Source organism: Brucella sp. MAB-22 (genome assembly GCF_025908475.1).
Lineage (GTDB): Bacteria > Pseudomonadota > Alphaproteobacteria > Rhizobiales > Rhizobiaceae > Brucella > Brucella anthropi.
Genome location: NZ_CP109781.1, coordinates 347,170 through 361,652 on the forward strand (window position 1 = coordinate 347,170; position 14,483 = coordinate 361,652).

The window sequence follows — 14,483 nt, forward strand, 5'->3', positions numbered from 1 at the left end:
AAAGGAACCAGCGATGAACATCGGTAAAGCAGCGGCGGCATCAGGCGTCTCGGCGAAGATGATCCGCTACTACGAATCGATCGGATTGATCGCGGAAGCGTCGCGGACGGATAGCGGATACCGGGATTACTCCGATAAGGACGTGCATACGTTGCGTTTTATCAGGCGTGCGCGCGATCTCGGTTTCTCGGTCGAGAAAATGACGGAACTGCTTGCGCTCTGGCGAGACCGAGACCGGGCGAGCGCGGACGTCAAGCGCGTGGCGCTCGAGCATGTCGAAGAACTTGAACGGAAGGCGCGTGAACTCAGGGAGATGAGCATGACGCTCAAGCACCTTGCCGAGAACTGCCGGGGCAATGCCCGGCCGGACTGCCCGATCATCGATGAGTTGGCGACGACTGATGACCCTGAGACCAGCCCCACACACACCCGCGATCGTTCCGGCGCGACAGGGAACAGGTTCGAGCACACGAGGCCCGTCGTGTCGGCGAAGGCGGAAAGAAGCGGTCACGGTGCCAGGGAGCAATAGCCATGACGCTTGCCGGCGAAATCCTGCACCTGTTCAAACGGGCATGTTCGGACGGCGACATGGAAGTTGCCGAGAAGCTATTGCAGGCTCTTGAACTGATTGATGCGCGAGGGCTCGGCGTCGCAGCTTCGCACAAGCCGTTGTCTCAAGCTTATCTGGCTATCGGAGAACTTCCTGTGCCTCCGAAAAAATGTCAGCGGCATCACTAGGACATCATCCGTTCAATGAGGCCCAAGGATGGATGAGCCGGAAACGGGACGGGTCAATGCCGACTTCGCAGGTCAACAACTGCCCGCGTAGGCGGGACTCCGAAACTCAGCGGCGGCGGGAGACCTCCTCCTGATATCCGCGCTCTCGTTCCGGCCAAGTACTCTTAATAAAAGCGAGGACAGCCCGGATCTCGCCGTCGCTCAGGGCATCGGCAAAACCAGGCATGTCGCTCTCATAGCTCCCTCCGACGATGGCCGCTGTACCCTCCTTGACGATGCGGAACAGCATCTCATCGGCATGGTGCCAGGTGTGGCCGCTCTCGTCGTGCGGCGGTGCGGGCAGCCGACCGGAGGGAGGCGGCGAGCGCCAGTCCGGCTGCCCTTCGAGATTCGCACCGTGGCAAGACGCGCATTGATCCGCATAGACTTGTCGGCCCTGCTCGACGACCTCCGCTGATGCCGCAGCGATGGATTCGGAACGGGCGTAATGCCACCCAGCCAATGTCGCCACGATCGCACCTGCGAGGAGCGACCCTGCCCAGAATGTATTTAGGAGCTTCTTTCGCATGGCACGCATGTTCAGTAACGAGGAATTGCAACGCACGAGATGGCAAGGAGGATTTGCCAGTGGTGCGACACCATTTGCAATAGACATTCCGGTGAGTAGTACCTATCGTTCCAGTATGTTTGCGCGCGTTGTCTCCATGCTTGCCATAATCGGCGTCGCCGTCATGACGATGGCATTCTCCGCGCACGCGGCACGAATGAGCATACCGCCGGAACAGGCTGTGCATGTGGGCGAGATTACAAACTCTGCAGCCGGCATTGAGCCTGCATGCACCAGCAAACACTGCGGATCGGCAGACATGGATGCGGGAACCTGTGAACTGGTTTGTGCAGGTTTTTCAATCTTTCTCGTATCACCGAGCGGTGGTTCTGGAAACCAATACACGTCAACCGCCTATGTTCTGCCGCCTGATGCCAGCATTCCCGGTCGGGCGCTCGGACTGAACGAACGCCCTCCGAAGATCCGTCTCCTCTGATCGCGCCCGGGCATTCGGCCCGCGGCCTTCCGACAGCTTTGAGGAACGGGACTGCGGTCCCGAGGAGACGACCATGAATACCCTTTCACGACGCGGCTTTCTCGCCGCTGGCGCGGCCATGCTGGCCTACGCTCAGGTGCCCCGGATGGCGGCAGCGCAGGACGCCACGCCGCTATCGCTTCGCGCCGCCAGCCGCACGCTCGACATCGACGGACGCGCCGCCACTGTCTGGGGCCTTGCCGGGCCATCCGGACAGGGCCTGACACTCGATCCCGGCATGCCGTTCCGGGTGGATCTAACGAACGAACTCGACACCGCCACACTGATCCACTGGCACGGCCAGATCCCGCCCAATGCGCAGGATGGCGTGCCCGACATGCCCTTGCCGATGCTCGCCCCCGGCGAGACTCGCGCCTATGACTTCGCACCGCTGCCCGGCACCTATTGGATGCACGCGCATGTTCCGCTGCACGAGATGCGCCTTCTGGCCGCGCCCCTGATCGTGCGCAGCGCCGAGGATGTCGCCGCTGACCGGCAGGAGGTGGTACTGTTTCTGCATGATTTCTCATTCAAGGCACCCGAAGAGGTGATGGCGGAGATCAAGTCCGGCCATGGTGCCACGGGCAATCACGGAAGCGGCACAGGCACAGGCACGGGCGGAATGTCAGGTATGAACCACGGCGCGATGGGAAACATGCCGATGACTGGCATGGATCACGGCGCCAAGGGCGGCATGATGGGAATGGGGACCATGGACGGCATGACGATGGACCTCAACGACTACGACTGGGACGCCTATCTTGCCAATGATCGTACGCTCTCGGACCCGGAAGTGGTGCAGGTCGAGCGCGGCGGGCGTATCCGCCTGCGGGTCATCAACGCCGCTGCGGCGACGGTGTTCTGGCTCGACACCGGCGAAGCGCAGGCCCGGCTCGTCGCGGTTGATGGCCATGCCGTTCAGCCGCTCTCCGGCACGAGGTTCGGTCTGGCCATGGGCCAACGGCTCGACCTTGAGATCGACCTGCCTTCGGAGGGCGGTGCCTGGCCGATCCTCGCGCTGCGAGAAGGCGCGCGGGAGCGCACCGGTCTGATCCTTGCCACTCCGGGCGCCGAGATACGGCACATTGATGCTTTGGCAGAGACCGAAGCACCGGCCTTTGACACCGACCTTGCGCAGGAGACGCGCCTGATCGCTTCCGAATCCTTGCCGGAGCGGCCGGTGGACCGCAGCCACATGGTGATGCTGGGCGGCTCGATGCAGCCCTATGTGTGGACGATCAACGGTGCCGTCTGGGGCCAGCATCGCCCGGTTACCGCGAGGCGCGGCGAACGGATCGTGCTGTCCTTCCACAATATGTCGATGATGGGTCACCCGATGCATCTCCACGGCCATGTGTTCCAGGTCGTCGGGCTGAATGGACGTGCGGTCACGGGCGCGCAGCGGGACACGGTGTATGTGCCGCCGATGTCGATGGTCGACGTGGCACTCGATGCCGGAGAAGCCGCGCGCTGGATGCTGCATTGCCATCACATGCCGCATCTTGAAACAGGCATGATGACCGAATTCGCGGTCAGCGCATAGGCAGCGTGCTGGCAGGAGGACGCCGGCACCGGCGTCCTCCTGTGCAACAAGGAGGTGAACCCTATGTCAATGTCTCACGGCGGTCATGCCGGCCACATGCCGGCGAGTGGTGATCGCAAAGCGCTCGTCATTTCGGGCTGGCTTACCGGCCTTTACTTCATCGTGGAACTCGGGATCGGCATCTGGACGGGCTCAGTCGCCGTCATGTCGGATGCCTTCCACACCTTCTCGGCCGTGGGCGGCGTGCTCATTGCGCTGGTCGCCATGCGTCTGGGTGAGCGAAAATCCAGCCCCTCGCGCACCTTCGGCTACATTCGGGCGGAGATCCTGGGGGCCCTCTTCAACGGCCTCTTCCTCGTCGCCATGGCTCTCTACGTGCTGTGGATGGGCGCGATGCGCCTCATGGAGCCCATCGAACTGGCCACGACGCCGATGTTGATCGCCGCAGCGGGCGGCATCGCCACCGAGCTTGTCGCGCTCTGGCTCATGTACGAGCGCCAGAAGGACAACCTGAATATGCGGGGTGCGTATTGGCACATCCTGCAGACCTTCGTCGGCAGCTTCCTCATCATCGTCTCGGCGCTGGTGATCCGATTCACGGGCTTTGTGGCCATCGATCCGCTGCTTGGCATGGCCTTCGGACTGCTGCTGCTCTGGGCTTCCTGGGGTATTATGCGCGAGGCATTGCACATCCTGCTGCAAGGCACGCCCGAAGACCTCGACTTGGAGGCCGCCATCGAGGCCATACGGCAGCTAGAGGGGGTTACCGACGTGCACCACGTCCATGCCTGGAGTCTGACATCCGGGCGCAATGTATTCTCAAGCCACGTCTGCGTTGGGGACTTTCAGGAAGGCGAACGGGTGCTGCGACAAGCAAGCAATCTCCTGCGCGAGCGTTTCAACATCTACTTCTCGACGTTGCAGATCGAGGAATACTGCCTCGACGGCGAGGACTCTGCGGCCGAGATTGACATCATGCAGTCTCAGACGGGGCAAGAACGGACCAGCATCGGAAAGATCCACGACAATCACTGATTGGCAGGAACCCCGGATTCCGATCACCTCTTGACCTTCCAACGGTTGGAAGGCGCAGAATAGGCGAAGAGCAAGCTTAGGATAAGACGCCGAGGAGGCGTGAAAATGGCCAGCAAGACCGAACACGATCACCAGAATCAGAGTCACGCTCATTCCGCCCAAGGTCATGCGCATGATCACGGGGCCGTCGCGCAGGACGACACGCACAAGGTCAAGGACCCGGTCTGCGGCATGATTGTCGATCCCCACACGGCCCAGCACAAGGCCGAGCATGCGGGCCGGCCCTATTATTTCTGCTCGGCCGGGTGCCGCGCGAAGTTCCTGGCCGAGCCCGAAAGCTATCTCGATCCGGCGGCGGCGGAGGTAGTACCGATTCTCGAGGGGACGGTCTATACCTGCCCGATGCATCCTGAGATCCGGCAGGACGGCCCCGGATCATGCCCGATCTGCGGCATGGCGCTGGAGCCGGTACTGGTCAGCCTTGAGGCCGAGCCCAATGTCGAACTGATCGACATGACACGCCGCTTCTGGATCGGCCTCGTTCTGGCGATCCCGGTGTTCATTCTCGAGATGGGCGGGCATCTGTTCGGGCTGACTCATGCCATCGGGCAGCAGGTCTCGAACTGGCTGCAACTGATCCTCGCAACGCCGGTCGTTCTCTGGGCGGGCTGGCCGTTCTTCCAGCGTGGCTGGCAGTCGCTCGTCAACCGCAGCCTCAACATGTTTACACTGATCGCCATGGGCACGGGAACGGCGTGGATATACAGCGTCGTCGCCACGCTGGCGCCGGGCATCTTCCCAGATGCATTCCGCCAGCATGACGGCTCGGTCGCGGTCTATTTCGAGGCGGCCGCGGTCATCACTGTGCTCGTGCTGCTCGGGCAGGTGTTGGAATTGCGGGCGCGCGAGAGCACCAGCGGCGCGATCCGGGCGCTGCTCGACCTCGCCCCCAAGACCGCCCGGATCATTCGTGACGACGGCACCGAGGAGGAGGTTCAACTCGACACCGTTCGGGTCGGCGACCGCCTGCGGGTGCGTCCCGGCGAGAAGGTGCCGGTCGATGGCGAAGTTCTGGAAGGACGCAGCGCCGTCGATGAATCGATGGTGACTGGCGAGTCGATGCCGGTCACCAAGGAGGTCGGCGCCACCGCCATCGGCGGCACCATGAACCAGTCCGGCGCGCTGGTGATCGAGGCGAAGAAGGTCGGCCGCGACACCATGCTGTCGCAGATCGTCCAGCTCGTCGCCGAGGCGCAGCGTAGTCGCGCGCCGATCCAGCGCCTCGCCGATCAGGTGTCGGGCTGGTTCGTGCCGGCGGTGATCGTGGTCGCAATCCTTGCCTTCATAACCTGGTCGATCTGGGGTCCGGAGCCGCGCTTCTCCTTCGGTCTGATCGCGGCGGTTTCCGTGCTGATCATCGCCTGTCCCTGTGCGCTCGGGCTGGCAACGCCGATGTCGATCATGGTCGGCGTCGGGCGTGGCGCACAGGCGGGCGTGCTGATCAAGAACGCCGAGGCGCTGGAGCATATGGAGAAGGTCGATACCATCATAGTCGACAAGACCGGTACGCTGACCGAGGGACGACCCGCCGTCACCGCAATCGTGCCGGCGCCGGGGTTCACCGAGGACGAGGCTTTGCGGCTTGCCGCCAGCGTGGAGCGGGCCAGCGAGCATCCGCTGGCGCTGGCCATCGTTCGCGCTGCCGAGGAGCGGGGGATCGTGACCGCACCGGTCGCGGATTTCGACTCGCCGACCGGCAAAGGCGCCTACGGCACGGTCGAAGGCAAGCGCATTCCCCTTGGAAATGCCAAGTTCCTAGCCGAGCAAGGCGTTGATGTCGCCCCACTGGCGGATGAGGCCGACCGGCTGCGCGAGGACGGGGCAACCGCGATCTTCATGGGAGTGGACAACCGCATCGCTGCCATCTTCGCCATCGCCGATCCGGTCAAGCCCTCGACGCCCGAGGCGCTTGCCGCGCTGAAGGCGCAGGGAATCCGCGTTGTCATGCTTACGGGTGATAACTGGACCACGGCCAAGGCGGTCGCCCGCCGGCTCGGCATCGACGAGGTCGAGGCCGAGGTCCTGCCCGACCAGAAAAGCGCGGTCGTGCAGCGTCACAAGGCGGCAGGCGAGGTGGTGGCGATGGCAGGCGACGGCGTGAACGACGCACCGGCGCTGGCGGCGGCCGATGTGGGCATCGCCATGGGCACCGGTACCGATGTGGCAATGGAAAGCGCAGGCGTCACATTGCTCAAGGGCGATCTCACGGGCATCGTCCGCGCGCGCCGGCTCTCGGAGGCTGTCATGCGCAACATCCGCCAGAACCTATTCTTCGCCTTCATTTACAACGCGCTCGGCGTGCCGGTGGCGGCCGGGGTGCTCTACCCGTTCTTCGACATCCTGCTGTCGCCGATCATCGCGGCCGCCGCCATGGCGCTGTCGTCGGTGAGCGTCATCGCGAACGCCTCCCGGCTGCGGGTCACGAGATTGTAGGAGGCTGACGTGGGCGAAGGTCCTCCATCTGGAAAAATTGGTGACGATGGTGGCGCCAACAGCCCGGATACCGTCCCATCCTTGCGCTAAGTCAAAGTCTGCGGCGAAGGGGGCCGCTATGAGTATCTTTGCGACGGAAGGGCAGAACAGGCCATGATGCAATGTCATGATGTCGGGCGGGATGATGTGGGGCATCGTTCTTCTGGTGCTCGTGCTCCTTACCGCCGCCGCTTTGATCAAATACGTATTTTTCCGGTGATCCAGCTTTGACGAAGTTGCGGCCCAGATGGAGGAACTGAGATGCAAACCATCCATATGATCAGCAGGCGCTCCTTCCTCGCCAGCGCCACCGCGTTCCCCCTCCTGCTCTCAACGGCGGGAACGGTTCGCTCGGCAGGACTGCCTCTGGTGACCGTCACCAAGGATACGAATTGCGGGTGCTGCGGCGCATGGGTCGAGCATATCGAGGCGGCCGGCTTCCCGGTGAGCGTCGTGGAATCGAGCGAGGTCGAAAGCCTCAAGCAGCGGCTCGGCGTCCCGGCGGCGTTGTACTCCTGCCATACGGCCGAAGTGGACGGCTATGTCATCGAAGGACATGTGCCGGCCGCCGCGCTTCGCCGCCTCCTGGCCGCGCGCCCGCTCGCGACAGGGCTTGCGGTTCCCGGAATGCCCGCCGGCTCCCCCGGCATGGACTTTCCCGGCGTGGTCCCCGAGCCATACGAGGTGTTCCTGTTCGGCCCTTCCGTCCAGAAAACCTTCGGGCGTTTCCGCGGCGCGCGGGAGATCTGAGTGGAACGGTGCTCATGATCCATCCGGTCGCCATCAGTCCGATCCAGAACCGGGCCTGCGGGGCAGACCCTGCCTTTGTCAGGAGCTCTGGTTGCCTGGGCTCGGATACTGACGGCCGCAAGGATGTCATCTGGTGCGTGGCAACTCTCCATCCCGACCTCGACAAAGAAGCCAAGCCATGAGCAGGAGCTCGACTGCGGCTTTCGGATCGAAAGGCGACTGGCTCCGCCAGTTCCTGACAGGCCTGCTGCTGCTTGCGTTCAGCGCTTTTGTTTTCCTGGCAGCGGCGCATGCCAGCCCGGGCACACACGGCTCGTATCAGGATCAGACCGTTGCGGGTGCACAGCATGAGGCCCATTCGAATTACTCCGACGACCGAAGCAAGGCTGCGGACGAACGATGCTGTCACACTGAAACGGCGCCGGACCGCGATTGCGGCCAGCTCTGCACCATTGTTGCCCTGCTACCCGAGGCGCCGCCTGTGATGCCATCCTCGGACGGCGAGCCATTGCTCGGTTTCCAGGCCAGCGATCTGGGCCGAAATCCTTCAGTCCTCCTGACACCACCGCGTCTGACCGCCCCTGCGTAGTGAACGCATCGGCCGGGAGGTGTTCTTCTCGGCACTCAAGCAGCAAACAGTCAGACGAAGCCACGGTAGGCGCGCGTCCAGAAATTAGACGCGGCTCTCCGGTGCCAAAGGATGAACCATGACGTACCGAACAATAGTTGCCCTTTCTGCCAGTCTCTTGATGGGAGTCTCCGGCGCTGCTCTGGCGCAGCAGGCAGAGCATGACGCCCATCACCCTCAGACGCCGCAGGCCCAGGAGGAACGGGCCCCTGCCTCCATGTCCCCTTCAGGACAGATGCCTTCGATGCAGGACATGCCGAAGGAATGCCGGGCCATGATGGAGACCATGCCCCAAGCGTGCATGGACGCCATGCAGCAGATGATGCAGGGCGGCATGATGCACGGTGGGATGGCCGCTCCCCAAGGCGGAGAGTCGGCTCCAGCCGACGCCGATGTCGCCGACTTCACCAAGGCCTATGTCGATGCGATGGAGGAGATGCACGGTCCGATGATGGAGGGCGTCATGGCCGAGGACCCGGACGTCGCTTTCATCCGGGGCATGATCCCGCACCATCAGGGTGCGGTCGACATGGCGAAGATCGTGCAGCGATACGGAGATGACCCGCAGACAAGAGAGTGGGCGTCTCAGATCATTGAAGCACAGGAACGTGAGATCGCCGAAATGCAGGCGTGGCTGGACAGGAATGCCGGCCAGCAGCCTGCCGGCTTGGTCGAGACAGGCGGAACCGTGTACTCCGCCAACGAGGGCGACAATTCGATCAGCGCCATCGAACTCGGCACGGGTTCGGTCGAGACGGTGCAGATCGGAGTCTCACCGCACAATGTCGATCGGACACCGGACGGGAGGCTGTTGCTCGCCGTCGGGAGCGCTGCCTCCGATCACGCTCACGGATCGGATGACCAGGGACATGCCGATGCCGGCAACGGGCTTCTGGTGGTGCTCGATCCGCAGCAGCTGTCACAACCCGTCGGCACTGTAGAAGTCGGTGCGCATCCGGCGCATGTCGTCGCCGATCGTAGCGGCCGCGCCTATGTTTCGCTGTCCGGCGGGAACGAGATTGCGGTCGTTGATCTCGCAGCGGCTTCGGTGATCGAGCACATCACGACCGGAGCCTATCCGCACGGGCTGCGCCTCAACCCGGATGAGAGCGAGCTCTATGTGGCCAATGTCGAGGACGGCTCGGTCTCCGTCATCGACACGCAGGAGCTGACCGAGGTTGCGCGCATTCCGGTGGGCGCAGCGCCTGTTCAGGTCGGGTTCACGCCCTCGGGCGATCAGGTCTACGTCTCTCTTCGAGACGAGAACCGGGTGGCCGTCATCGACACCGCATCCCGCGAGGTGACGAACAGGATCGACGTCGGGCCGAACCCGATCCAGATGTTCGCCACCCCGGATGGAGCCTACGTCTATGTGGCCAATCAGGGCACCGAGGCGGAACCGAACGACACGGTCTCCGTGATCGAGATTGAGTCCGGAAACGTGATCGAGACGATCACCACCGGGAGCGGCGCCCACGGCGTCTCGGCATCGGCTGACGGGGCATTCGTGTTCGTAACGAACATTGCCGATGACAGCGTTTCGATCATCGACGTGGCGAGCCAGGAAGTGCTCAAGACCGTGCCGGTCGGCGATCGCCCGAACGGCATAGTCTACGCCGGATCGAACCAGTAAGCAGCGCGGCGCCGGAGCGAAACAGCTCTGGCGCCAGACTTGAGAATTGAGAATAGCTATTGGCGTCGATGAGCAGAGCCGGCGTGCATGACGAACTTCGAGGCAGCACGGCATTGGTTGCAGACATCGGAACTGATCTTGTCGCATATGCCGCCCTTTTCGTAAGCGCGTTCACGTCGGCGACCCTCCTACCAGGGTCGTCCGAGGCAGCGCTCCTGACTCTTCTAACAATGGGACAGGCCAACCTCGTCACCCTAGTGGGCGTCGCAACGGCAGGAAATGTGCTCGGCTCCTTGGTGAACTGGGCGCTGGGCAGGTTCCTCTCAGGGTTTCGAGACCATCGCTGGTTTCCGATTGACGACAGGTCATTTAGCCGTGCATCAGATTGGTACGGACGTTATGGCGTGTGGTCTCTACTCTTGTCCTGGCTGCCGATTATCGGCGATCCGCTGACAGTTGTGGCAGGAGCACTGCGAGTTGACCTTTCTCGTTTTCTCATATTCGTGTCGATCGGCAAAGCGGCACGCTATCTCTTTGTCGCCGGCGCATTTCTCTGGTGGAGCGGTTCTTGAGTGTACTTGCACGTCGAGTCGAGCTGTTGAGAATGGCGGAGACGAAGGGGCGCAGCCGAGCCGCCACCGCGCCCAGAAGCCTCACGCGGCCGCCGACTGGTCCTTGCGTTCGGCCGGATAGCCTGCCTCGGTTAAGGCGGCGGGGAGTACCTGCTCGTCCACCTTCGTGGTGACCGTCACTTCGCGGGTGGGTGGATTGGTGGTGACATCAGCCGCCGGATCGACGCTCAGAAGCGCGTTGTTGACCCGGCGCGCGCAGCCGCCGCAAGTCATGTCGGGAGCAGTGAATCGGAACATGCGAACTCTCCTCTGTTGGGCGTTCACGGACAAATCTGGTCCTTGCCACGTTGGCAAGGTCAAGGGTCAACGAGGAAAAATGATATCGCGGCCAAGGCGGCCTTGACCTTCCCATTGTTGGAAGCCCCATCTGGGGTGCAATGGATCAGGAAGGAAGCATGTCAAGACGAACCTTGTTCCGGCGAATTTGCTGCTAGGACCGTCTGACCGCCGCCCGTTCCTGCCGCGCCAGGCCGCTCGGCCCGTCCGTGAACGACGAATCTGGTCATGTCATGGCCAGCTAGACCACTGATCGCCATTGCCTGATCGGCGCTTCTCGCATGCAAAATGTGGGCGATGTGCAGCTCATCGGCTTATAGATCAAGTTTCAGCGGATTTGGGAAGCAATTTGTTCTTGACCTTCCAGCCGTTGGAAGGATTAGGGGTCTGCGACATCTGAACGCCCCATGAAAAATAACAGGAACTCCGGATGTCTACGCTCTCCCCCCAAACGCCGAAGCCTCCGGTGGCTTCGTCACCTGCAAGCACGACATTGCCGCTGGCCGTCATTGCGACGGCTCAGCTCATGGTGGTGCTTGACGATACCATCGCGAACATCGCCCTGCCGACACTCCAGAACGAACTCGGAATGTCGGCTGCGAGCCTGCCTTGGGTGATCAACGCCTACGTTCTCGCCTTTGGTGGACTGCTGCTGTTCGGCGGCAGGTTGGGCGATATCTATGGCCGGCGGCGCATGCTGCAGGCGGGCATGGCGATCTTCACCATTGCTTCCCTGTTCGTCGGGCTTGCCCAGGACAGCATGAGCATAATCGCGTCACGCGGTCTACAGGGCGTGGGTGCGGCGCTGACGGCCCCCAATGCTCTTGCCTTGATCGCGACGACCTTCCCCGAAGGCAAGGCGCGCAACGGAGCGATGGCCGTTTACGGAGCAATGTCCGGCCTTGGTATCATCGCCGGGCTGATCCTCGGCGGGCTGCTGACGGGGCTGCTGGGCTGGCGCTGGGCCTTCTTCATCAACATTCCCATCGGCCTGGCTGTGCTGGCGGGGTCAAGAACGCTTGTCGAGGCGGAACTGCACAAAGGCCGCCCGGACTTCACCGGCGCGCTCACCAGCATTGTGGGCATGGCCGCGCTCGTCTATGGGATCACCCGTGGCGGCGAACATGGCTGGACGGACAGCATCACGCTCGCCTCGTTCGCTACCGCCGCGATCCTGCTGCCGCTGTTCCTGATCTTGCAGTCGCGCAGCAAAGACCCGCTTCTGCCGCCACGTCTGTTCAAGGAGCGCAACCGGGCGGGTTCCTACCTCGCCATGCTGCTGCTGGGCTTCGGTCCGATGGGGATGATCTATCTGCTGACGCTCTATTTGCAGCACATCCTCGGCTACAGCCCGATCATGACCGCGCTGGCGTTCCTGCCATTCGGTGCGGGTATTATCGTTGGGGCCATTGTCAGTTCCAAGCTTGTCACGCGGTTTGCGCCGCGCGAGGTGGCAGCGCCCGCCGCACTAATAGGCGGCGCTGCCTTGTTCTGGCTCGCCAATATCGGACAGGAACTCAACTATATGTGGCACTTCATGCCCGCGGCCTTCCTCACCGCTTTCGGTTTCGTGGGGGCCGTGATTGCACTGGCGCTGACCGCCGTCAAAGGCGTGCAGACACAGGAGACGGGCATCGCATCGGCGCTCTTCAACGCCTCGCAACAGATCGGCGTCGCCTTGGGGCTGGCCGTCCTTTCGACCATCGCAGTCTCTGCCACGGCTGGCAGGTTGCCGGGTGCACTCGCCGCCCTCTATCGCGGGCGGGAGACGGGTGACGCCGGGCTAGTGAGATCGGCCAGCGATGCGCTGATCCACGGTTATGGTCTTGCGCTTGCGGGAGCTGGAGCTGCCCTCGTGATTGCCGCAGTCATTGCCGCGGTTCTGGTCAACGCTAAGAGGGGACAGGTTTCTACCGGCACGATCGCTGTCCATTGACAGGATAGTCATTAAGCCTACGGCGCGGTTCCGTGGCGCGCTACCCGCCGTAGGCCTTGCGCAGACGCCTGCTTGGACGAATTGCAAGCGGAGCGGTTGACATACAACATATGAACACATATTCATGTGTTGTATGTCAACCGCATGAGCCCTGAAATGTCCCATTCACACAGCCATGGTCATTCTCATGATGACCATTCCCATGATCACTCCCATGCGCCGACCGTCACGAGCGATAATGAGCGCAAGGTCCTTCTCTCGTTCTTCCTGATCCTCACGTTCATGATCGTGGAGGTGATCGGCGGTCTGATCTCAGGATCGCTGGCGCTGCTCGCCGACGCTGGACATATGCTGAGCGACGCGGCTGCGCTGGCGCTAGCTTATGCCGCCTTTCGGTTCGGACGGCGGGCGGCAGACTCCAAGCGGACCTTTGGCTATCTGCGTTTCGAGGTCCTTGCCGGTTTTATCAACGCAATCACGCTATTCGCGATCGTCGTCTGGATTGTCTATGAAGCCTGGCAGCGCTTTCAGGAACCGCATGTTATCCTCGCGGGTCCGATGCTTGGCGTCGCCATTGCGGGGCTCCTCATCAATATTCTCGTGTTCTGGATTCTGACGCGCGGAGATACCGAGCACGTGAACATCAAGGGTGCCATCCTTCATGTGTTGGGCGACCTCCTCGGCTCTGTGGCAGCGGTTTCAGCCGCCATCGTGATCATGTACACGGGTTGGACGCTGATCGATCCTATCCTCTCGGTGTTTGTCTCCCTGCTGATCCTGCGCGCCGCGTGGAATCTCCTCGGCAAGTCGATACATATCCTGCTTGAAGGTGCGCCAGATAACGCGACGCCCGAGAAGATCGAACGCCATCTTGTCGAGAACATCGCTGGCGTGGCGTCGGTGAGCCACATCCATGTCTGGTCGATCACGTCCGGGCGGACCTTGGCCACCCTACATGTGCGGCCGAAAGCCGATGTCGATGCTCGCTCGGTGATGCGCGCGGTCGAGCGTGAGTTGAAGTCACAGTTTAAGATCGAACATCCGACCATCGCCATCGACTGGAATGACGATGCGGACGCGTGCAGCCTGTCGCAAGCCTCTGCCTTGACGGGGCACGCGCATGGGGATCGACACGACCATGATGGGCATCACCACAACCATGGGCCTGAGCATGTCCACAGCAAGCAGGAGCATGAACGTTGAAGCAAGCCCCGTCCCTGTCGCAGAACGACGTAACCGTACTGGCAGAGACTTTTCGCCTGCTGGGCGATCCTACACGGCTGAGAATTCTGCTCTTTTGCCTGCCGGGTCCAAAGTCCGTCGGCGACATTGTTGAGAGCCTGGGACTGTCGCAGACACTGGTTAGCCACCATTTACGCCTGCTCAGAGGTGCACGGCTCGTCAGGGGGGAGCGTCGGTCAAAGCAGGTTTTCTACGAAGTGGCAGACAGTCACGTGAGCGACATGCTGATCGACATGGCAACCCACATCGACGAGGAGCACTTTGATGACTGACAAACAAGGCTTCTTGGCGATGTGATGCCTGTACCGCTGAAGAGCGGGCCGCTAATGCGTTCGTTGAAGCAGGCAGCAGCACTTATCGCCGACACGGCAATCTTCACGCTGCGGTTAAGACCGGGACTTAAGCAATTTCGGTCTTGACCTTCCAATGGTTGGAGGCTGCACGATCTTGCTTGAT

14 protein-coding genes and 2 pseudogenes are annotated in these 14,483 nt (G+C 62.2%); 13 read left to right on the top strand and 3 right to left on the bottom strand.

Annotated features, from left to right (window positions below; genetic code table 11):
- Positions 1–13 precede the first annotated feature (13 nt).
- Both cueR and OHI65_RS01540 read left to right on the top strand, forming a co-directional pair.
- The gene (cueR, locus tag OHI65_RS01535) at positions 14–529 is read left to right on the top strand and encodes a Cu(I)-responsive transcriptional regulator (RefSeq protein ID WP_012092680.1); all 516 of its coding nucleotides are present in this window, start codon (positions 14–16) and stop codon (positions 527–529) included.
- Positions 530–531: 2 nt separating this feature from the next.
- A complete protein-coding gene (locus OHI65_RS01540; protein ID WP_028034408.1) occupies positions 532–738 on the top strand; it encodes a hypothetical protein in 207 nt (68 codons plus the stop codon).
- Between the two features lie 106 nt (positions 739–844).
- Here the strand turns inward: OHI65_RS01540 and OHI65_RS01545 are convergent, their stop codons facing one another.
- Entirely contained in the window at positions 845–1,249 is a 405-nt protein-coding gene (locus OHI65_RS01545; RefSeq protein WP_244471115.1) for a c-type cytochrome, read from the bottom strand.
- A gap of 55 nt (positions 1,250–1,304) precedes the next feature.
- Here OHI65_RS01545 and OHI65_RS01550 point away from each other — a divergent pair, with 55 nt between their 5' ends.
- The 8 genes from OHI65_RS01550 to OHI65_RS01585 all read left to right on the top strand — a co-directional run bounded on the left by OHI65_RS01550 (position 1,305) and on the right by OHI65_RS01585 (position 10,513).
- Positions 1,305–1,781: a hypothetical protein gene (locus tag OHI65_RS01550; protein ID WP_197057541.1), complete on the top strand. Its 477-nt coding sequence runs from the start codon at positions 1,305–1,307 to the stop codon at positions 1,779–1,781.
- Between the two features lie 73 nt (positions 1,782–1,854).
- Positions 1,855–3,363: a multicopper oxidase family protein gene (locus OHI65_RS01555; RefSeq protein WP_012092678.1), complete on the top strand. Its 1,509-nt coding sequence runs from the start codon at positions 1,855–1,857 to the stop codon at positions 3,361–3,363.
- 63 nt (positions 3,364–3,426) lie between these two features.
- Entirely contained in the window at positions 3,427–4,398 is a 972-nt protein-coding gene (locus OHI65_RS01560; protein ID WP_012092677.1) for a cation diffusion facilitator family transporter, read from the top strand.
- A gap of 105 nt (positions 4,399–4,503) precedes the next feature.
- Entirely contained in the window at positions 4,504–6,891 is a 2,388-nt protein-coding gene (locus tag OHI65_RS01565) for a heavy metal translocating P-type ATPase (protein ID WP_012092676.1), read from the top strand.
- 300 nt (positions 6,892–7,191) lie between these two features.
- Complete coding sequence (locus tag OHI65_RS01570) at positions 7,192–7,680, top strand: DUF411 domain-containing protein (protein ID WP_012092675.1); 489 nt, start codon at positions 7,192–7,194, stop codon at positions 7,678–7,680.
- A gap of 178 nt (positions 7,681–7,858) precedes the next feature.
- Entirely contained in the window at positions 7,859–8,269 is a 411-nt protein-coding gene (locus OHI65_RS01575; RefSeq protein ID WP_028034404.1) for a hypothetical protein, read from the top strand.
- A 313-nt stretch (positions 8,270–8,582) separates the two neighbouring features.
- Complete coding sequence (locus OHI65_RS01580) at positions 8,583–9,941, top strand: DUF305 domain-containing protein (protein ID WP_231771507.1); 1,359 nt, start codon at positions 8,583–8,585, stop codon at positions 9,939–9,941.
- A gap of 68 nt (positions 9,942–10,009) precedes the next feature.
- Positions 10,010–10,513, top strand: coding sequence for a YqaA family protein (locus OHI65_RS01585; protein ID WP_012092672.1), 504 nt, complete (start codon positions 10,010–10,012; stop codon positions 10,511–10,513).
- Positions 10,514–10,594: 81 nt separating this feature from the next.
- Here the strand turns inward: OHI65_RS01585 and OHI65_RS01590 are convergent, their stop codons facing one another.
- Entirely contained in the window at positions 10,595–10,810 is a 216-nt protein-coding gene (locus tag OHI65_RS01590; protein ID WP_012092671.1) for a heavy-metal-associated domain-containing protein, read from the bottom strand.
- Positions 10,811–11,375: 565 nt separating this feature from the next.
- Between OHI65_RS01590 and OHI65_RS01595 the strand changes: the two are divergent.
- Positions 11,376–12,473, top strand: a pseudogene (locus tag OHI65_RS01595) (MFS transporter); the annotation flags it as partial.
- Here OHI65_RS01595 and OHI65_RS22995 read toward each other — a convergent pair.
- Positions 12,446–12,553, bottom strand: a pseudogene (locus tag OHI65_RS22995) (hypothetical protein); the annotation flags it as partial. The pseudogenes OHI65_RS01595 and OHI65_RS22995 overlap by 28 nt on opposite strands.
- A gap of 388 nt (positions 12,554–12,941) precedes the next feature.
- On the opposite strand from OHI65_RS22995, the gene OHI65_RS01600 reads away from it, so the two are divergent.
- On the top strand, positions 12,942–13,988 hold the full coding sequence (locus OHI65_RS01600; RefSeq protein WP_034658511.1) for a cation diffusion facilitator family transporter: 1,047 nt from the start codon (positions 12,942–12,944) through the stop codon (positions 13,986–13,988).
- On the top strand, positions 13,985–14,299 hold the full coding sequence (locus tag OHI65_RS01605) for an ArsR/SmtB family transcription factor (protein ID WP_012092668.1): 315 nt from the start codon (positions 13,985–13,987) through the stop codon (positions 14,297–14,299). Before OHI65_RS01600 ends, OHI65_RS01605 begins: the two co-directional genes overlap by 4 nt.
- The last annotated feature ends 184 nt before the right edge of the window (positions 14,300–14,483 follow it).